This is a genomic window from Tissierella simiarum, from assembly GCF_018917865.1.
Classification (GTDB): Bacteria; Bacillota; Clostridia; order Tissierellales; family Tissierellaceae; genus Tissierella_C; species Tissierella_C simiarum.
Genome location: NZ_JAHLPM010000005.1, coordinates 164,680 through 186,616, shown reverse-complemented (window position 1 = coordinate 186,616; position 21,937 = coordinate 164,680). Strand labels below are relative to the sequence as shown.

11 protein-coding genes and 1 pseudogene are annotated in these 21,937 nt (G+C 30.3%); all 12 read right to left on the bottom strand.

What is annotated here, in order from left to right:
- Positions 1-66: 66 nt before the first annotated feature.
- The 12 genes and pseudogenes from KQI42_RS21785 to KQI42_RS07870 all read right to left on the bottom strand — a co-directional run bounded on the left by KQI42_RS21785 (position 67) and on the right by KQI42_RS07870 (position 21,935).
- Positions 67-2,327, bottom strand: a pseudogene (locus tag KQI42_RS21785) (bifunctional dihydroorotate dehydrogenase B NAD binding subunit/NADPH-dependent glutamate synthase).
- 171 nt (positions 2,328-2,498) lie between these two features.
- Complete coding sequence (locus KQI42_RS07920; protein WP_425519758.1) at positions 2,499-3,056, bottom strand: xanthine phosphoribosyltransferase; 558 nt, start codon at positions 3,054-3,056, stop codon at positions 2,499-2,501.
- Positions 3,057-3,189: 133 nt separating this feature from the next.
- Complete coding sequence (locus tag KQI42_RS07915) at positions 3,190-4,878, bottom strand: phospho-sugar mutase (protein WP_216518552.1); 1,689 nt, start codon at positions 4,876-4,878, stop codon at positions 3,190-3,192.
- A 19-nt stretch (positions 4,879-4,897) separates the two neighbouring features.
- Positions 4,898-6,073, bottom strand: a complete 1,176-nt coding sequence (locus tag KQI42_RS07910; protein ID WP_343231670.1) for a M20 metallopeptidase family protein — start codon at positions 6,071-6,073, stop codon at positions 4,898-4,900.
- Positions 6,074-6,232: 159 nt separating this feature from the next.
- Positions 6,233-6,874, bottom strand: coding sequence for a peroxiredoxin (locus KQI42_RS07905; protein WP_216518550.1), 642 nt, complete (start codon positions 6,872-6,874; stop codon positions 6,233-6,235).
- A gap of 80 nt (positions 6,875-6,954) precedes the next feature.
- The gene (gene ybaK / locus KQI42_RS07900; RefSeq protein WP_216518548.1) at positions 6,955-7,422 is read right to left on the bottom strand and encodes a Cys-tRNA(Pro) deacylase; all 468 of its coding nucleotides are present in this window, start codon (positions 7,420-7,422) and stop codon (positions 6,955-6,957) included.
- 476 nt (positions 7,423-7,898) lie between these two features.
- Positions 7,899-9,824 carry a CotH kinase family protein gene (locus tag KQI42_RS07895; protein WP_216518546.1) on the bottom strand — a complete coding sequence of 642 codons (1,926 nt, stop codon included), beginning with the start codon at positions 9,822-9,824 and terminating at the stop codon, positions 7,899-7,901.
- Positions 9,825-9,856: 32 nt separating this feature from the next.
- Positions 9,857-10,552: a DUF4956 domain-containing protein gene (locus KQI42_RS07890; RefSeq protein ID WP_216518544.1), complete on the bottom strand. Its 696-nt coding sequence runs from the start codon at positions 10,550-10,552 to the stop codon at positions 9,857-9,859.
- A 26-nt stretch (positions 10,553-10,578) separates the two neighbouring features.
- On the bottom strand, positions 10,579-11,265 hold the full coding sequence (locus KQI42_RS07885) for a polyphosphate polymerase domain-containing protein (protein ID WP_216518542.1): 687 nt from the start codon (positions 11,263-11,265) through the stop codon (positions 10,579-10,581).
- A 340-nt stretch (positions 11,266-11,605) separates the two neighbouring features.
- Positions 11,606-13,018, bottom strand: coding sequence for a sensor histidine kinase (locus KQI42_RS07880; protein WP_216518540.1), 1,413 nt, complete (start codon positions 13,016-13,018; stop codon positions 11,606-11,608).
- A gap of 20 nt (positions 13,019-13,038) precedes the next feature.
- Positions 13,039-13,722, bottom strand: a complete 684-nt coding sequence (locus KQI42_RS07875; protein WP_216518538.1) for a response regulator transcription factor — start codon at positions 13,720-13,722, stop codon at positions 13,039-13,041.
- Between the two features lie 206 nt (positions 13,723-13,928).
- Complete coding sequence (locus tag KQI42_RS07870) at positions 13,929-21,935, bottom strand: glycoside hydrolase family 94 protein (protein ID WP_216518536.1); 8,007 nt, start codon at positions 21,933-21,935, stop codon at positions 13,929-13,931.
- Positions 21,936-21,937 lie beyond the last annotated feature (2 nt).

Here is a 21,937-nt window from a genome sequence, read left to right as displayed (position 1 = left end):
AATATTATAACATAAAAAATTAAAAAAACAAACTCCTTAACAAAGAGTTTGTTCTTTTAACAAGTGCTATTTATCTTTTTCTTTTATATATCTATCAATAGCTGCAGCAGCCTCTTTTCCTGCACCCATAGCAAGAATAACAGTAGCAGCACCGGTTACAGCATCTCCTCCGGCAAAAACACCTTCTCTTGATGTTTGTCCATGTTCATCTGCTACTATACATTTTTTATTATTAATTTCAAGACCTTTTGTTGTCGAAGAAATAAGTGGATTAGGTGAAGTACCTAAAGACATTATAACAGTGTCTACTTCAAATTCAAACTCAGATCCTTCAATTACTTCTGGTCTCCTTCTTCCAGATGCATCTGGTTCTCCAAGCTGCATTCTAACACATTTAATACCTCTTACCCATCCATCTTCATTTCCTAGTATTTCTACAGGATTGGTTAGAAGTTCAAATATAATACCTTCTTCTTTAGCATGGTGAACTTCTTCAACTCTTGCAGGTAATTCTGCTTCAGTTCTTCTATATACTATATATACTTCAGCTCCAAGTCTTTTAGCAGTTCTAGCAGCATCCATTGCAACATTTCCCCCACCTACAACTGCAACTTTTTTACCAACCTTTATAGGGGTATCATAGTCTTCTTTAAAAGCTTTCATAAGATTATTTCTTGTAAGGAATTCGTTTGCAGAAAATACTCCATTTAGGTTTTCCCCAGGGATTCCCATAAATTTAGGAAGACCTGCACCAGATCCTATAAATACAGCTTCAAAGCCTTCTTTTTCCATTATTTCATCTATAGTAATAGTTCTACCAACTATAACATTAGTTTCTATTTTTACACCAAGTTTCTTTAGGTTTTCGATTTCATGTTTTACAACAGTTTCTTTTGGAAGTCTAAACTCAGGAATACCATATACCAATACTCCTCCTGCTTCATGTAATGCTTCAAAGATAGTTACGTCATATCCTTCCTTAGCTAACTCTCCAGCACAAGTAATTCCCGCAGGTCCTGAACCAATTACAGCTACCTTATGTCCATTACTTTCTTTAGCCTTGCCAACTTCTATATTATTTTCCCTAGCCCAATCAGCTGCAAATCTTTCAAGCTTTCCTATGGATACAGCATCTCCTTTATTTCCTAAAACACATTTCATTTCACATTGTTCTTCTTGTGGGCAAACCCTTCCACAAACAGCAGGAAGTGCACTATATTCAGCTAAAACTTGAGCTGCTTCTGCAAAGTTTCCTTCAGCAATTTTCCCAATAAATCTTGGTATATCTATGGACACTGGACAATTTCCTCTACAAAGAGGCTTTTTACATTGAAGACATCTTTTAGCTTCTGCTATAGCTTCTTCTTCAGTATAACCAAGACAAACTTCCTCAAAGTTATGATTTCTTACTTCAGGGTCTTGTTCAGATATTGGAATTCTTTTAAATCTATCCATTATTTAGCACCCCCATTGAAAACACAATTTTCATGGTGTTTATGATCTTTTTTTACTTCTTCAGTTTTGTATTGTCCTTGTCTCTTTAATGCTTCATCAAAATCAACAAGATGTCCATCAAACTCTGGTCCATCAACACAAGCAAATTTTGTTTCATTACCAACAGTAACCCTGCAAGCTCCACACATACCTGTTCCATCTACCATAATTGGATTAAGAGATACAATAGTTTTAATGTTTAGCTTCTTTGTAGTTAATGCCACGAACTTCATCATTATCATAGGCCCTATAGCAATACAAACATCATATTCTTTTCCTTGATTGTTAACTAACTCTTCGATATAGTTAGTAACTAAACCATGAAAGCCATAACTTCCATCATCAGTTGCCACATAAAGATTATCAGCAACACTTCTCAACTTATCCTCTAGAATGACTAAGTCTTTAGTCTTAGCTCCCATAATCACATCTACTTTAACGCCACGCTCGTGAAGCCATTTTACTTGAGGATAAACAGGTGCTGTACCAACTCCACCAGCTACAAATAAAATTTTCTTTTTCTTTAATTCTTCAAGATCTTCATTAACAAACTCTGAAGGAACTCCAAGAGGTCCAACAAAATCTTTAAAAGAATCTCCTTTTTCATATACAGCCATCTTTTTAGTTGAAGATCCCATTGATTGAACAACAATTTGTACTGTTCCTTTTTCAGCATCATAATCACAAATTGTTAGAGGCACCCTTTCACCTGTTTCATCAGCAATAACGATGACAAATTGACCTGGTTTAGCTGAAGCTGCTACTCTTGGCGCCAAAATATCCATTGAAAAAATATTTGGAGCAAGAATCTCTTTTTCTACAATTTTAAACAATTGCAACTCCTCCCTTACAAATACATAATTTTAATTAATCTATACATGCTAATTATGTTATACAATTTATTTATATGTTTCAACACATTTCAATAGATAATTTTATCACAATAATTTTGCTAATTCAACCTATATAAATGTGTAACTAATTAAGAACTTTACTTTTTAATACTATTTAAAGATAACTCTTCCATCACTTAAACTTTCTATAATTGCTAAAGATTCTATTTTTATTCCCTTATTTCTAAGGTCTTGTCCGCCTTCTTGAAAACCTTTTTCTATAACTATACCTGCCCCTACTAGACTAGCTCCAGCTTGAGAAATTATATCTATTAGACCTTCTAAAGCTTTGCCATTAGCTAAAAAATCATCTATTACTAAAATCTTTTCCTCTTTATTTAAATACTTTTTTCCAACCTTTACAGTATATTCTTTTCCTTTAGTATAAGAATAAACCTTTGTTTCATAAACGTCTTTTTCAAGGTTTTTGGAGTCTATTTTTCTAGCATATACCACTGGTGTATTAAAGTATTGAGCAGCTATAGCCGCAATACCTATTCCTGAAGTTTCAATGGTTAATATTTTGTCAATTTTTTCAGGAAACCTCCTTCTGAACTCCTTTCCTATTTCGTTTAATAAACTTATATCCAATTGATGATTTAAAAAGCTATCTACCTTTAATATATTTCCTTCTTCAATTGTACCATCTTTTAAAATTCTTTCTTTCAGCAGTTCTATCTTTGTACACCTCCTTATTAAGTCTTTCTAATTAAAATTCTATCTCAATATAGTTAATAAATCAATGGAAATAAAACAACTCTCTTTTTTAGTGCTATACATCCAAAAAGAGAGTTGTTTTATTTCATTTTATAGAATCTATTCTACTTATTACAGTTGATTCAATACTTTGTATTTTACTTTCTGCTTCTTCTTTATTGCCACCTTTAGAATATATATAAATTTTTATTTTAGGTTCCGTTCCAGAAGGTCTTATAGCATACCATGAACCATCATCAAAGTAATATTTTAATACATTAGATTTAGGATTTCCTGTCTCATCATTTAAATAATCTATGACTTTTATTAACTTCATATCTTCTATTTTATCAATAGGACTTTCCCTAAATGAATCCATCATCCTTCCAATCCTTCTGCTACCCTCTAAGCCTTCTAATACTATGGAAATAAGTTTTTCATCATAATAGCCATATTGCTTATATATGGCTTCTAATTCATCTAATAAAGTTTTTCCATGTTTTTTATAGAAAGCTGCCATTTCAGCTATTAGCATAGAAGAAATAACTGCATCTTTATCTCTAACTATTGTATCATAAACATATCCAATACTTTCTTCATAACCAAAGATAAATGTATGCTCTTTTGTTTTATCAAACTCATTGGCTTTTCCACATATATGCTTAAAGCCAGTAAGAGTTTCTATTGTCTCTACTCCATAGCTTTCAGCTATAGCCTTACTTAAGTCTCCTGTCACTATACTTTTAACTATGACACCATCTTTAGGAATAGTATTGTCTCTATTTCTTGTAGTAAGAATATAATTAATCAGTAAAGCTCCTGTTTTGTTGCCATTTATAAATACATATTCTTCATTATCGTTTTTTACCATACAGGCTACCCTATCACAATCTGGATCTGTAGCTATAAGTATATCGGCTTCTTTCTCTTTGCCTAGTTTAACTGCATAATTAAAAGCCTTTACATCTTCTGGATTTGGATAACCCACTGTAGTAAAGTCTGGATCAGGATTTTCTTGTTCTGGTACCACTATTATATTATTAAATCCCCTCTCCTTTAAAACCCTTCTAACAGGTTTATTGCCTGTACCATTAAGAGGAGTGTAAACGATTTTTATACCCTTATCGATATCTTCATTTAAAGCTAGATTTTTTACTTTTTCAATATATTCATCATCAATTTCCTTACCAACATAATTTATATATTTTCTTTCTATAGCTTCATTTAAATCCATCAATTTTATTTCTGAAAAATCTTGGATTTTATTTATTTCACTTAAAATTTCTCCTGCCACATCATCTAATATTTGAGATCCATCTTCCCAATATACTTTATATCCATTATAGTCTCTAGGATTATGGCTAGCTGTAACTACTATTCCAGAAATAGTGTTTAACCTTCTAATAGTATAAGATAGTTCTGGTGTAGGCCTAATTCCTTCAAATAAATATACTTTTACACCATTGGCGGCTAAAACTTGAGCCGCTATTTCTGCAAACTTATCAGAAAAATGTCTTACATCAAAAGCTATAGCAACGCCTCTGTCCATAGCTTCTTTTCCTCTATTTACTATAACTTGAGCTAGCCCCTGAGTTGCCAAAGAAATTGTATATTTATTCATTCTATTTGTACCAGCACCTATTTTTCCTCTTAATCCTGCAGTACCAAAAGTTAAATCTGCATAAAATCTGTCCTCTATTTCCTTTTCATCAGTAATAGATTTTAACTCTTTTTTTGTTTCTTCATCAAAATATTCATTTTCTATCCAATAATTATATTTCTCTAAAAACTCCATTATATCACCTCTTATTAACCTATTTATCTAAAAATTTTAATACATTCATCACTTGAAGCTCTACCCCTAGAGATAATGCATCCTCATCTATGTCAAAATAGGGAGTATGCCCTTTATGAATTATTCCTTTTTCTTTATTTCCAGATCCCAAGTGAAAAAAAGCTCCTGGTCTTACCTCTGAAAAAAATGAAAAATCTTCTACACCAAAGCTTGGATGCTTTAATTGATGGACATTTTCTTCCCCTAGAAATTCCATACCATTAGTATGTACTATTTTAACCATTTCATCATCATTTATCAAAGCAGTATAACCTTCAGTTCTAATTAGCTCTCCTCTACCGCCTAAGGTTCTAGGAAGATTCTCTACTATATCTTCTAGCTTATTTAATACTAATTCTCTAGCTCCTTTATTTAATGTTCTAACTATACCAATCATTTCTACTTTATCTGCAATAATATTACCTGCATAACCACCATTAATAGTTCCTATAGTTACTACAGCAGAACTTCTAGGATCTATGTTTCTACTAACTATAGTTTGAATACTGTTTACTACTTGACTTGCTATGGATATAGCATCTACTCCTTCGTGAGGATATGCCCCGTGACTATTTTTCCCATAAATTATAATTTTAATCATATCAGAAGCTGCACTCATTTGTCCATACTTTATTCCAATATGTCCCACTTCTAGCTCACTATCTACATGAAGACCAAAAACTCCATCAACACGAGGATTCTCCATAACCCCTTCTTCAATCATAGGCTTAGCTCCTCCTGTAGTTTCTTCTGCTGGTTGAAAAAATAGTTTTACTGTTCCTCTTAAATCCTCTCTCATATCATTTAAAATTTTAGCAGTACCTAATAATATAGAGGCATGAGCATCATGACCACAACAGTGCATTTTGCCTTGAACTTTTGATCTATATGCAACTTCTTTTTTATCTTCCATTGGCAAAGCATCTATATCTGCCCTTAAAGCTACAGTCTTTCCTTCTTTAGCGCCCTTTATTATACCTAATACTCCTGTCCCTGCAACAATTTTATTTTCTATTCCCATATCATTTAAATACCCAATTATTTTATCCCTAGTCCTATACTCTTCCATACCTAACTCTGGATGTTGATGAAAATCCCTTCGAATATCTATTACCCAATTCTTAATTTCTGATATCTTCATTGATAACTGATTCACTTCTGCATACCTCCTATTAGGTGAATATTCTTTAATTTAGATACTATTTAATTATAGTATAAATACATTACACTAACAATAAGTGGACATATTCATATGGCTTAAAATTTATTTAAAGACTAAAACCCAGCTCTTGTTATTAGAGCTGGGTTTTAGTCTCTATATGTTCTTAAAGCAAAGATACCAATCTACGCAATAATATCCTTCTTCTCCACCTATCCTATTTAAAAGTTCTTCATAAGTATTTGGAGGAGGAATAACTACTGGCTGGCCTGGTAACCAATCTGCTGGAGTAGCTACCTTTTCGCTATCTGTAGTTTGAAGTGCAATTAACAATCTTAGTATTTCTGGAATAAACCTACCATTAGTTAATGGATATGTTAAAATAGCTCTAATTATCTGTTTATCGTCAATAATAAAAACACTTCTTATAGTTTCTGTAGTGCTAACGTCAGGAGCTATCATACCATATAATTTAGAAATACTCATATCTCTATCTGATATTATGGGAAATGGTATTTGAATACCTGTATTTTGATAGATATTATATACCCAAGCGAGGTGTGAAGGGTTACTATCAATGCTTAAACCTAAAAGTTGTGCATTTCTTTCTATAAAAGAATCATTCTCCTTTGCAAAAGCAATGAATTCTGTAGTACAAACAGGAGTAAAATCTCCTGGATGAGAAAACAATACTATCCATCTACCTTTAAAGTCTGATAATCTTATAGGCCCAAAAGTTGACATAGCAGTAAAATCAGGAGCTTTCATTCCTAACTTTAAGCAATTATACTCATTCATAATATTCACCACCAAAGTATATACTTTCACTTGGTATATAATATGTTTAACAATCTCTATAGGTGAAACGTGTAAATGTATTATTTTATTAGATCTTTAAAATCTGCTTCTGTAGCAACTTTTAAATCTTCAACATTTAATTCAATCTGCATACCAATCTTACCACCACTTACTATTATCTTTTCTAAATTTAAGCTGCTCTCATGAATAAAAGTGGGATAAGCTTTTTTCATACCTATGGGTGAACATCCTCCTCTTATATACCCTGTGTATTTTATAATATCTTTAACATTTATAAGCTCTATCTTTTTTTCTTCTGTGGCTAAAGCAGCTTTCTTATAATCTAACTCATCTTGTACTGGAATAATAAATACATAAATATTATCTTTCCCATGACCTACTAAAGTTTTAAACACAGTCTTGGGATCTCTTCCAATTTTATTAGCAACAGAAACTCCATCAATTTTTCCATCTTTATTTTCATAAGTAATTATATTATAAGTAATACCCTTTTTATCTAATATTCTCATAGCATTTGTTTTTGACATAATAATCTCTCCTAACAAAAGTAGTAAACTTAGTATTTTATATCTTTATATTATCATATTATCTATAAAAAGATAAAATAATCTATGGTATAATGATGACACCGATGACACTAATAATAGATATTATTTCATTACTAATATAATAAAGGAGGTCTCTTATGATATTAGGTTGCTTAATTACATTCCTTGTATTATTTTTTGTTTGTTTATTGCTACTTTTTATAACTTCTGCAATTACTTTAGGTTTACTCATAAAATTATTTGCTCCCATAGCGTTAATAGTTTTTGGTTTATATGTTTTAATAAACAATAGAAGAAAAAAATTCTAGCTATTTTAAGAAAAATGATGTCTTATTTTAAGTTTATTCTATTTTCACCTATGCACTAATTATACAATAGTATAAAGAAATTTAAGAACTTCAAGAAATAAAATAATTAAAGGCTCTGATTAAGCTTAATCAGAGCCTTTAATTATTTTAACTTTTATAATACTTTCTTCGTTCAAATTTTGATACAAATAGTAAAGCTATTAACAAAGTTAAGACACTTACAACTATAAGAATTATCCATTGATTGTTTGTATTATCTTGTAATAGTCTATTGTTCTCAAAATCTTTGTTTTGTTGATTATTTCTTGGTCTAAATTCCTCTTGTTCTTGAAACTGTTCATTACCTTTTAATGGCATTTGATTTTTCATTTGAATCATTTCTTCCATTTGGCTATCAGTTAATCCCAGATCCTTTAATTTTGATTTTTGTTCTTCTGTAATTCCATCTGCGTCTGTATTTCCTATTATCTCCATTATTTGTCCCATTAATTCAGGATTCGGCATGTTTTCCATGTTAGGTTGTCTATTCCCTTGTGCTCTATCTCCAGCCCCTCTTCCCATAGAACCTAATGCAGATAGATCAATACTAGTGCTAATGTTTCCATAAGTAGTACTTGGCTGTTGACCGTTAAGCTGCGCTATGATACTTTCACTTCGATCCTTTCCAAATTTAAGTAATACTGGTAAAGAGCTTTCATACTGCTCGTATGTGAAAAAGGCTGTAGGGTCCTCTTTAATATACTTTTTTATTAATTCATTAACCTTGCTAATAGAAGCTTCATATTTTCCAGATTTAATATAGTTTACCACTAATTCTTCAAGGTATTGATGATAAATTTCCTTATATTCCTCTTTCTCTAACAGCTTAGATATAAGAGGACTATTTTCCATACTATCGCTAACAGGTTTATCTATAGGGAAATTTATAGCAGATGAAGCATCTCTTATTTCATGCCCTGCAAAAGATAAATTAAAATCCCAAGGCAATATTTGAAATTCTCCATTTCTCTCATATAGATAATAATTATGTTTCATATTTCCAGCATAACTATCTAAGTTTACAAGAAATGTATTCACAGCAAAATATCTCAGTATTTCATCCGTATCAAGATATTCCTCTAAATTAGTACCTTCACTTAAATTTTTCATCATTTCGATCACAGTTTTATAATCTTTTTTATCCGTAGTTTTAAATATTGAATTATCAAAAATACTTGAGTAATTAGAAATATCATCTCCATTATATACTAAGTTGGCCTCTTTATTTCCTCTTCCATCTGGACCTTTAAATGCTTCAGGATTCTCATTTCTATCTTCTCCTTCACCTGGATCTTTAAAGTTTTCAGGCATATTGTTTCTGTTTTCCCCTTCATCTGCACCTTTAAAGTTTTTAGGCATGTTGTCTTTATTTCCACCTATTCCCATAGCTTTAGCCCCCATTTCCATACCTTCAGGCTTGTATAGATTTCCATCAACGCGTCCAAAATATCTTTCAATGAAACTTTCTTCCATCACCTCAACTGCTAAATATAATCCCCATACTTCACCATTCACTTTAATACTAGTGTAAGAAAAACCTGGTGTTGGAACACCCATTTCTTCGAACATCTCATAGGATAAGTATTCTTTCATACTTGTGGCATCAGATATATTGTTATTGAGGACTAACTTATCTAAACCATAATAGCTCTGTCCCTTTATATATTTACCAAAATTGACTTTGAAGCTATAACGATCAGTAGTACTATCATTAGCTACCATAGTTAAACTAGAATTACCTTTAGCTCTAATCCCTACATTTGAAAATGTCTCCCCATTGATTATAATATCACAATTATAGTACTCTTCTTTTATGGCATTTTCTAATAAATCTTTCCATGAATTTTCATCTATTATAATATCTATTTCTGATACTATATCTTTGTTAAATATTTTATCTACATACTCTGGCTGTTGAATTGTACTCTGATTACCTTTATCTGTTGATGTACTCATAATATAACTTATTAAGAGTAGTGCAACTACAGTAATAGAAATTAAACTTATAGATGTAACAGATTTCTCTTTTATCATTGTAAAACACCTTCTTCCTTAAGAAGCTTTCATTATCCCATATAATCACCATTGTAGCTAACCATAACTACATTTGAAACTCCCTCTATCTTCGATAATTCATTGAGAAAATCTGTAGTAGCTTCTTTTAATCTAATTTCAACAGTCAGTTCAATTCCATTATGCCTTGATGCAGTCTTAGATTTTATTAGATATTTTGGTACTTTTTTATTTACAACTGCTAAAACATCCTTTTCACTATTATCATCTTCATAATTTATAACCATTATATAAGGTGTTTCATTAGATTTCTTATTTACGAATAGTACCATTACAATTCCTATAAATATTGAACCAAATATAGCCAGAGGAATTAGACCAGCACCTAGGACTATTCCACCAGAAATTGCCCAGAATAAAAAGGCTATTTCAATTGGTTCTTTTATTGCAGATCTAAAACGAACTATGGACAATGCACCAACCATACCAAGGGATAATACAACGTTGGAAGTAACGGCCAAAATAATTAAAGTTGTAATAAGAGTTAACGACATAAGAGCTACTCCAAAGCTTGAAGAATACATAACTCCCTTAAAAGTTTTCTTGTAAACCGTCATTATAAAGAGTCCTAGTATAAAAGCTAGTCCTAGAGCTATAACCATATCAAGAGCTGATATAGAGCCTATTTTTTCTATAAAACTAGATTTAAAGATATCACTAAAATGTAATGTCTTTGTTGTAGTATTCATTTTTTCATCTCCTTATTTTATTGATTCTAACCTAATATTCTACAAAGAGCATATTTTGACACTGCTGTAACCCTTCTTTCTCCAATTTGTATAGTATCAGCTATAATGCTAGGTAGAAATTCATCATATTTTATTTCAAGAATAATTATCCTAGGGTCTAGTGAGTCCACAGTGGGAAGTTTTACATTAAACATATCCTTTGAAAACAATCCTGATTTTATTGATTTATCAAAAGTTATTCGGACATTCCCTATAGGATAAATATATGCCTCACGAGTGTAATCAACTATGGTCTTTGGCTTGAATAATTCATTCTTCATTTTGACATAGAGTTCTTTTAATAGCCCACGATTAGTAGATTTTATCCAATCAATATCTCCATCTAAGATTTTCTTGCATTCTTCCAAAGAAATTGGAATACTAGATTTTGATGTAAGTCCATTATGTTTAAGCTTTTTTTCTAACTTTATAAAAGAAGGATCATTATTATAAAACCTAATTCTAAATTTTTCTCTATGATTGACTCCAGATATTTTTTCAAATAAAGCTTTATCATTTATATCATCAAAATAAATACTTCTAATGAAATATCCTCCATTTTCCTTAGAGTTTTTATCTAGATTCATTATATTTTTGAGTTTAGATCTAAGAATATAATAATCTCCTATATTGATATAAAGTTTGTGCTCATGTCTATATTTAATATCATTCATATTTTTCACCTCCAATCTATACTTTTATCTCAAGAATACATTCCTTTTGTGAAATCTAAATGATAACTAATAGAAATACAGGTGAAAAATAAGAAAAGCGTCTATCGACACGTTATTAAGGTAGCTTTTCTTGAAACTCATTTAGGTCAGAACAAGTTCATACATTAAAAAAAGAAAAAAGTAGAACTTTCCTATTCGTTATAAAAAAGGCTTCTATTGAAGCATTGATACATCAAGGAAGCCTTTTTTGAAACCCATCACAGAAAGTTTAAATTAAGGAAAAGTAGGACTTTCCTATGGGTTATAAAAAAGACAAGAATAAATCTTGTCTTAACCTCAACTATTTAGTTTTTAATTGGAACCAAAATGTAGTTCCTTGATTTATAGAACTATCTACACCAAAATTTGAATCATGAGCTATTAATATACTTTTTACAATAGAAAGCCCTAAACCAGTACCAATTACCGCTCTCTTATGAGATTTACCTACCATATAATACCTATCCCATATATGATTTAATTCCTCTTTAGGTATGCCTTTCCCTGTATCTTTTACTTCAAACTGAACGTAATCTCCTAAGTTTTTTATATCAATATATACTAATTTATTAACCCCAGTAAAATTTACAGCATTACTAAGAAGATTATATATTACTTGTTCTATTTTCTTTTCATCGCCAAATACTTTTATTTCATCATCACAGTTCAATTCAAAAGTAAAACCATCTCTTTCTGTGAGAATTAAAAACCTTTTTAAAATGTCTTTTGTAGTTTTAACTATATCAAATTCTATATAGTCAATCTGACTAAGACCTGATTGCATCTTAGATAAATCTAAAATATCATTTACAAGTCCTGTAAGTCTATCTGATTCCTCAATAATTACATTCACATGGGATTGGCGTTTTTCTGGGTTATTGCCAGATATATCTCTTATCATTTCAGCATAGGATTTAATTAAGGTAAGTGGTGTTCTTAAATCATGAGAAACATTTGCTATTAAATCTCTTCTTAATTCCTCGGTTTTAGAAAGCTCGATAGTAGTATAGTTTAGAGTAGCTACTAAATTGTCTATTTCAGTATAATCACCTTTCTCAAATATAACATTGTAATCCCCTTTGGCTAAAACTGAAGCTGCTTCAGTTACCTGTGTAATAGGTCTAGATATTTTTGTTGCAATAATAAAAGACAATCCTATTGCCAATATTAACGATATTATAGTGACTATTATAAGCTGATTTTTTAAAACTGAAGTAGTAGAATCTACTGGGTCTAATAATCCATTAATATAAAGATATAAATTTTCACCATTCTTTTCCTTTAATATAGCCCCATATACTATAGTCGGTCTTCTAAGTCTAGGATCTTCAGTAGTATATAATGTTTTTCCTTGTTCATCATTTACTAACTTATCTATAAACATTTCCATAGCCATAGGGTCAATTCTTGGTGGTCTATTTTCTCCAAAAACGTTCATAGGAAATATAGGAATTCCATCATTATTCAAAATCTGAATAATAATTCCTCTACTAAATGAAATTTTATAAATAGTATCTTCGAAATTATCATTTCCATATTCTAAAACTAGATTATCTCCTATTTTTTTAATTTCATTAGCCTTCATAGATTTGTAATAGGTATTTAGAAATACAATTTGAAGAAGCCACAATATTATCATAATTGTAGCAGCGAATAAAACAAAATACTTCCATAGTTTAAATTTCAAACTTTTTATATCAAGTCGTTTCTTCAATTTTACCACCACTTTTTAGATTATTTAATATCTTCAAATTTATATCCTAAACCTCTTAGTGTTACAATAAAATCCCTATATATTCCAATACTGCTTCTAAGCATTTTTATATGAGTATCAACAGTTCTATCATCACCAACAAAGTCAAAGCCCCAAACTTCATCTAATAATTTATCTCTAGTTAGAGCCACATTTTTATTTTTAACTAAATAGAATAATAAATCATATTCCTTTGGAGTCATATCGACTTTAACACCATCTACAAACACATTTCTGCCAATCATATCTATTTCAAGACCTTCAAATTTATATCTTTGATTTAAATCAGTATTACCATGTATTTTATTATGACGACTCACTATGACATTCAACCTAGCCATAACCTCTTTAGGTGAAAAAGGCTTGACCACATAGTCATCAATTCCTATCTCAAAACCAAATAATTTATCATATTCTTCTCCTCTTGCTGAAAGCATAAGTACTGGTATATCTTTTATCTTTCTAATCTCTTTATAGGCAGAAAATCCATCTAATTTGGGCATCATTATGTCCATTACTATGACATCAAAATCTTGCTCTTTACACATATCTATAGCTTCCATGCCATCTTTAGCTTCCCAAACACCATGACCTTCAAATTCTCCATATTCTCTAATAACCTCACGAATCTTTTCCTCATCATCTACAACTAAAATCTTAAACATACGACTCCTCCCACTGTACTTAATTCTTATAAGCACATTATAAATGTCCAATGTGTTAATTATGTGATAGAGTATAAAACCTTTGCTATACTTGTATTTTTCATACTATTATAATATCAAATTTATTTAAAGAATATCTAAGTAAAATTTAATATATATCAAAGGCTCTAATTAAATTTTAAGTCTAATTAGAGCCTTTTAACATTTTAATTTCCCATTTTCACTTCTACTAAATGAACTTTTCCATCATTAATTAATTTAACATATTTTTCTTCAATGGCTATTCCATCTACTAATATTTGTTTTACACCACTATTCACCTTATCTGGATTTTTTACTTCTATATTATATAAAGTATTTTCATGAGTATATTTTATACTATACTCTTCCCAATCTTTAGGAATACAAGGGTTTATGAAAATTTTATCTCCTTCTTTTGTGAATCCTAATATATCTTCTAATGCTACTCTGTACATCCATCCAGAAGAGCCAGTATACCAGGTCCATCCACCTCTGCCTAAATGTTGTGGATTAGTATATACATCAGCAGCCATAACATAGGGTTCCACCTTATACTTTGCACATTCTATTAATGTACTAGAATGATTAATTGGATTTATTAGCCTAAATAAATTATAGGCCTTATCTCCTTCTCCTAACATAGCAAATGCCTTAATTACCCAGATAGCTGCATGAGTATACTGTCCCCCATTTTCTCTTACTCCTGGAACATAGGATTTTATATATCCAGGATCTAAATCTGTATCATCAAAAGGAGGGGATAATAGGGATATTATTCCCTCTTCCTCATTAACCAAATATTTTTCTACAGAGCTTAACGCAGTCTTTGACCTTTCTATATCTCCTAACGTAGAGATTACGGACCAAGATTGAGAAATAGAATCTATAGTACATTCCTGATTTTCTTTAGATCCTATAGGGGTTCCATCATCAAAGAAAGCTCTTAAATACCATTCTCCATCCCATCCATTAGTTTCTATAGCTTCTTTTAACTTTAAGATGACATTTTTATATTTCTCTACCTTATCTAAATCCCCCATCTTTTCGCAGATTGGTATAAACTTTCCTAATACTGTAGCTAAGAACCACCCTAGCCATACACTTTCACCTTTCCCTTTATATCCTACCTTATTCATGCCATCGTTCCAGTCTCCAGTTCCCATAAGAGGTAATCCATTTTCCCCAAAATTTAGCGATTTTTCGATAGCTCTTATACAGTGATCATATACTGTTCCATTCTCCTGGGATTTATTAGGAATTTCATATCTCTCATATTCAGTTTCCTTTAATATTGGACTTTCTATATAAGGTGCTATTTGTTGTAGGATTTCATAGTCTCCAGTCACTAAGATATACTCAGCTACTCCTAAAGGTAACCATAGTAAGTCATCAGAACATTTACTCCTAATCCCTTTATGCACTTCACTATTAGGCACAGGATGCCACCAGTGTTGGATATCTCCTTCTACATATTGATGGTAACAATTTTCTATAATTTGTCTCTTTGCCTCTTCTGGCAAGTGATATAGGGTATTGGTTACATCTTGCATTTGATCCCTTGCACCAAAAGCTCCCCCTACTTGATAAAATCCTGCTCTTCCCCATATCCTACACCCAATAGTCTGATACATCAGCCAATTATTCATCATATAGTTCATAGTAGTATCCTTAGTATTTACTTGAACTTTCGTTAAGTTTTTATTCCAAAATCCCTTTATCTCTTTTAACGAATTTTTTGAAAACTCAATATCCTTATATTTATCTATTAGTGTATATCCTTTTTCTAAATCTCTTTCTTCTCCTAATAAAAATACTATTTCTTTCTCACCTTTTGATGAAATAATGATTTCTACCTCTATTACACTACAGGGATTATAACCTAATCCTACTGTATTTGAAAATCTTTCTTTCATTAATCCCTCTGGCTTTTCATAGTTAGGAAAATGTCCTAAAAATTCTAATCTATCTCCAGTATAACTTCTTATTTTTTCTGATGTACCAATAAAAATAGTACTGTTTTTAAATTCAGTATTGGCTGAATTTTTAACTGTAAATATTTCTCCTTCGTTCATACCTGTTTCCAATAAACTCTCATTTTCTTCATCAGTTACTCCTAGAACAGGTCTAATATAATAAACCAATGTTATCTTTCTCTCTGTATCTGAGATATTTCTTAACTTAATTAAATTTATTTTTATCTTATCTTCTACAGGAGCGAACATAGTTAAGCTTTGCTCTATACCTTGGCTATAATGATAGAAACTGCTGTAACCTAGTCCATGGGTGATTGTATAATCCTCTTCTTTTCTGACAGGTTTAGGTGTTATACTCCAAACTTCCCCTGATTCATCATCCCTTATATAAACCATTTCACCAGAAGAATCCATTATGGGGTCATTATACCAAGGTGTTAGCTTGTTTTCCCTACTATTTTCTGACCAAGTAAAACTTGTTCCCCATTCTGAAACAATAAATCCGAATTTTCTATTTGCTATAACATTTATCCAAGGTAGTGGAGTATTTAAATTTTTTGTAAGTTTAATAATGTATTCTTTACCATCCTTAGTAAAGCCTCCATAACCATTAAAGTTATCAATGTCTAGATTTTTGTCTATTTTTGGATACTCTATTGTTCCTCTACGGTTAAATTGTTTATAAGGGATAGAGTCTTCTATAGAATTTTTATCTATAAAGCCTTCTTCTGCCTTTATAATTAATGCAGCCCATTTATACAGTAAGGCTTTATCTTCATCACCTAAGATATTTTCATTTTTAATAAATATACCACCAGAAACATCTATTATATTTCCTCTTTTTTCATATATAGTCTCTCTTATACTTTCAAATAATGGTTGATAATATATACTATCATCTTCATTTAAAATCACTATATCTACTTTCAAGCCTTTATAAGACCAATATTCATGGGCATGGATTATTTTAATTAAAGTTTCTATACCTTCCATGGATTTTATAGTAACTAATACTATAGGATTATCTCCAGAAATACCATAAGCCCAAAGACCTTCCCTACCTTTTATATTTTTCTTTATTGTTTCAGTATAAGGCAGCTTAATGTTTTTATTTAAATAAAACAGATAGGGAATTAGCTCTTCATAAAGTTTGATATTTGAGTGATTTAAATTTAAATATCCCATTTCAGTCTGACTTTTAGTGTTTATAAGATCCATAGCCATATTAATATTATTCAAATCGTCATATTTTTTAAGTATATCTATAGCTTCCTGTCTGCTGTGAATTAAAGCTGTTATATAATATATTTCTACTTTTTCATTAGGTTGTAGCTTTATCTTTTTTCCTATGCTCATTATAGGATCTAGAACTATTCCAGCTGTGTTGGTAAGTCCCTTTTCTACCCCTTTAGGTTTTCTTAAAGAGTTACCTCTTCCTATAAAATTTGTTCTATTTGTTTCATATTGAAATTTATCTTCATTATCTCCAAAGGATTTAATGCCATGAAGAATCAAATTATCTACTGATCCTTCTTCTCTTTTTCTCCTATGGGCTATTAATCCTTGTTGTTCTTCTAACACTTCAGTTTTAATAAATAGGTTGCTAAAAGCTGGATGAGCCACATCAGATTCTAATGTTGCACCTACTATTTCAAAATAACTTATAGTTTCAAGAAATGCTTCTTCTTCTCCATTATTTATTAAAGTGACTTTTCTAATTTCTCCTAATTCTTCTGGTAGCAGAAATATATCCATTTTTGTATCAATGTTTCCGTCATTTCTATGGAATACAGCTTTATATGTAGAAAACTCCACCTTATATAAATCTGATTCTTTATATGTAGGAGCATAAGTGGTTGACCATAGCTTATTATTCTTCAAATCTTTTATATAAATAAACTGTCCATAGGGTGTAGACAAAAAATCTTTTCTCCATCTATTAATAAACATATTTTCATTTTTTGAAAACCCTTCCCCCCTATTATTTATCATTAAAGAATAGGAGCTAGATGATAAAATATGACATTTTATATCTGATAAATCTTCTTTTGAATATACTCTTTTATTCCAAAGTCCTTCTCTTTTTCTAACTATTCCAGTTCCCTCTAAGATTTCTTTTTCTTTTGATATAATTAATTTTAAAGGAATTTTTTCTTGCAAAAGAAATTCCCCACATTTCATTTTTGAATCCCTATGAAATCTATGAACCATTATATCCTTGTTTATAAAATTGTTTATAGCAGTAAATATCATACCTTGATGATGACTCATATAACTTTTAACTATGCCTTTGTCTAAATGAGCTGGTAATCTGCTTATTGTATAATCAATAGCCTCATAAAATCCATAAGGGCCTTCTAAACCTTCTTCTTTAAGTCTCCTTATATTTTCTAATACTCCATTATAATCAAATTTTAGAGCTAAAAAAGTAGAGTATGGAGATACCACTAACTCTTCTTTTAATCCTCTCTTAAAACCTAAAGCTGGTACACCAAAAGCTTTATACTGATAGTTTAGCTGACTATCAAAGGCAAAAAATCCCGATTCTGAAATCCCCCAAGGCACTTTATTATAACTACTGTAATCTTTTTGTATTTTTATAGAGGTTTGATAAGTTTCATCTAGAAGAGTATTTTTATAATTTTTCATAACCAAAGAAGGCATTAAATATTCAAACATTGTACCTGTCCAGGATGCTAGACTTATATAGCCTTTTTCCATAATTAAAGACTTACCTAAATTTTCCCAATGCTTTAATGGTACTTCTTTCCTTGAAATTGCAATATAACTTGTAGTTCTAGCCTCAGAAGCTAATAAATCATAATAAACATTTAATACTTTCTTTTCTTCTACATTATATCCAATATAGAATAGATCCTTAGTAGAGTCATATAAAGGTTTGAACTCCGTGTCATCTATTAATTTCTCTATTCTTTCAATCAAACTTTCTAATCTTTTCCCATGGATATAGGAAGTTAGATATTCTTTCAATCCTTCCTTTAATACTATTAAATAAGATACAAGGTTACCGCTATCTACCGTTGATACAAATATAGGCTTTAATGGCTCTAAAGTCTCCGTATCATACCAATTATATAGATGACCTTCCCATTTTTCTATTTTCTCTATAGTAGTTATAGTTAAGTCAACTAAATCTACCATTTCTTCAGTAGTTATAAATCCAAGATCCCGACTAGAAAGTATAGATATAAGATAGAAACCTATATTTGTTGGAGAAGTTCTATTGGCTGCTCCATTATAAGGATATTCTTGAAAGTTATCTGGAGGTAAATAATTATTTTTAGCATCGGTAAAAGTCTTATAATACTCCCAAGTTTTCCTTCCTATTTCCATTAGCATTTCTATATCTTCTTCTTGAACCTCTATGGTTTCTTTATCTTCTTTACTAATTATATAAGCTGCTACTGGTCCAACTAACCAAAGCAAACCAATAATACTACTAAGAGCCAAATTTCTAGGATTAAAGATATAGGTTAAACCTACCAATAATATTGGAAAAATAATATTTTCTTTCATCCTAATAAAATAGCTGGAAAGATTATTCTCTAACTTTTTCTCCATATCAAAGGCTGTAGTCCACTCCAGTAGATTTCTATGTGAAATTAGTACCCTATACAAGGTTCTAATTATAGCATCTAACATCATAACAGCTTCATAAGGAAGAAATAAAAGAGATAAAATACTCTGATAAAAAAAGGTTTTATACCCTAGTATAATATTCCCATTTAATTTTACCTTTTCAGTTTTAAAATTTTTATATAGTATAACTTCTAGAAATATAAAAACCCCTAACCAAACAAAAACATTTCCAGGGAAAAATGCTATACCAAAAAATAATATAAGAAATAAGGATATAGGTAATAAACTTCTTCTCATATTATCTAGGATTTTCCACTTAGAAAGAGAAGAAATAGAATTACCATATTTACTAGTTAACCATTTAATTAATTGCCAATCTCCCCTTACCCATCTATGCTGTCTCATAATATAAGAATTATACTTTTCAGGATATCCGTCCATTAGCTCAATATCTGTAGCCAATCCTACTCTAACATAGCTACCTTCTAATAGGTCATGACTTAATACAGTGTTTTCTGGTATATTTTCTTTTAAACACCGTTGAAATACTCTTAAATCATATATTCCTTTACCAGTAAATATTCCTTCTCCAAATAAGTCTTGATATATATCTGAAATGGCACCACTATAAGGATCTATCCCTCCAGCTCCTGCGAATATTCTTGTGAATAATGATTTATTACTACTCTCAATATCTATAAGAATTCTTGGCTGAATAATACCATAGCCTTCTTTTACAATATTCTTTTCTTCATCCAATACAGCTGTATTTAAAGGATGGGATATAGTACTTATTAACTTTTTAGCACCATCTATAATTAATTTAGTATCTGCATCTAAAGTAATAACATATTTTATTCTATCTTTAAGCTTTGATACATCACCTGAAATAAAATTAAAAGTTGTTTTCTCGTCTCCTAACAATAAATTATTAAACTCTACTAATGCTCCTCTTTTCCTTTCCCACCCCATCCATTTTTGTTGAGTTTCAGAATATACCCTTTCCCTATGAAGAAAGTAAAATATATCTTCTTCATCACTATATTTTTTATTTAAGTCCTGTATTATTTCTAAGCCTTTATTTACTATTCCTTCATCTTCTTTTGTAGTTTTTTTATCTCCGTCTTTAAAATCCCCCACTATTCCCAAATAGATATTTTTTCCTTTATTAGATAGATAATAAGTTTCTAAATTCTTTGCTAGTTCTTCTACTCTGCTTTCATTTGGTAAAAGGGCAGGAACAACGATAAATGTGGCACACTCTTTAGGTATACCTTCTTTATAATCAATTTTAGGCAACACTTTTGGCTTAAATCTTTTGGTATAGCAGTAATTAACTAAGTTTACAGAAACGGTAACCATAGGAATAAAAACAACAATAAAAATTAACATACTCCAATAAATATTACCTTTAATGTATCCGTAGCTGCTGAAAATATATGATAATACAATTGATAATAGAATGATAGGGAAATAATAATAGCTGTATTTCTCTAACATAAGACTACTATTCTTATTATCATAACCAAAAAATTCAAATAGTTTTTGTCTTCCTTCATCTATTAAATAAAATCCCACATGAGCTTTTTTATCCTGGCTTCCTTTATCCCATTCTTCTCTAGCAAATTCTACAACCTTCTTTGAAATATATACTTCTTGAACTCCAAATTTCTCTGCTAATTTTTTAACTTCATATCTATAGTAATTTTTGGATTGAAAGTCCATATTTCCATATACATTTAAGGGGTCTTCTTTTAATACCTCTTCTACTAAGCATATAGAATCAAAAATACCTTCCCAATAAAGAGAAGATAGATTTCTCAAGCTTGTGATACCGTATCCAAGATATATTTTATATTTAGATTGAACTCTGTACTCTTTTTCTAAGGTTTCCTTTATACTGCTGTCTGCATAATCTAGTTTTCTATCAATTATTTCTAATATCTGCTGAAAATCTTCTTTATCTTGTCTTATTCTTCTTACTAATCTTTCTACTTTAGTAGAATCCATAGTATGTATATTATCTACTAGTTTTATTATATTCTCTTCTATTGAAAGATCAATGTTTTCTATTTCATCCCATTTTTCACCTATTTTAAGTAAGCTTAACGAAATATCTCTAATATATTCCATTAACCCTAACGTTAAGAATGTGGAAAGATGGTATATTTCCTCTAATGTTAATATCTCTTCCTTTTGAAAAGCATTTGTAAATCTTACTAGATTATCTTCTGTAATATTGGCTGCTGAATGGGATACCATCTCTAGGGCAAGTGCATATACCCTAGGATATCCCTTTAGTGGACCACTTTTTATTATGCCTAATTCTATTTTATTTTGTGATTTTAATTTATCTTTCAATTCTTTATAGGTTAATTCAATAAAATAGTAATTATCTAATAACCATTCTGTTCCTTTAGGTAGATTCTTTCCATTAGAAACCTCTTTATTAAATTTTAAATAAGCTTTCTCTATATCTCTAAAGCTTCTATTTAATCTCTTTAAAAGTAAGACTTTTACGTTAGCTTTTCCACCAATTTCATATAATGCTCCAATTTCTTCTCCATGTTCGACTAACATATCTTCATTCAAATTTACGTCTTTAATAATTGGCCACATAT

Excerpts from the sequence above, each read along its gene's own strand:
- KQI42_RS07915 (WP_216518552.1), bottom strand. The coding sequence starts at position 4,878 with ATGGAGTTTTTAGAGAAATATAATTATTGGATAGAAAATGAATATTTT.
- KQI42_RS07905 (WP_216518550.1), bottom strand. The coding sequence starts at position 6,874 with ATGAATGAGTATAATTGCTTAAAGTTAGGAATGAAAGCTCCTGATTTT.
- ybaK (WP_216518548.1), bottom strand. The coding sequence starts at position 7,422 with ATGTCAAAAACAAATGCTATGAGAATATTAGATAAAAAGGGTATTACT.
- KQI42_RS07895 (WP_216518546.1), bottom strand. The coding sequence starts at position 9,824 with ATGATAAAAGAGAAATCTGTTACATCTATAAGTTTAATTTCTATTACT.
- KQI42_RS07890 (WP_216518544.1), bottom strand. The coding sequence starts at position 10,552 with ATGAATACTACAACAAAGACATTACATTTTAGTGATATCTTTAAATCT.
- KQI42_RS07885 (WP_216518542.1), bottom strand. The coding sequence starts at position 11,265 with ATGAATGATATTAAATATAGACATGAGCACAAACTTTATATCAATATA.
- KQI42_RS07875 (WP_216518538.1), bottom strand. The coding sequence starts at position 13,722 with ATGTTTAAGATTTTAGTTGTAGATGATGAGGAAAAGATTCGTGAGGTT.
- KQI42_RS07870 (WP_216518536.1), bottom strand. The coding sequence starts at position 21,935 with ATGTGGCCAATTATTAAAGACGTAAATTTGAATGAAGATATGTTAGTC.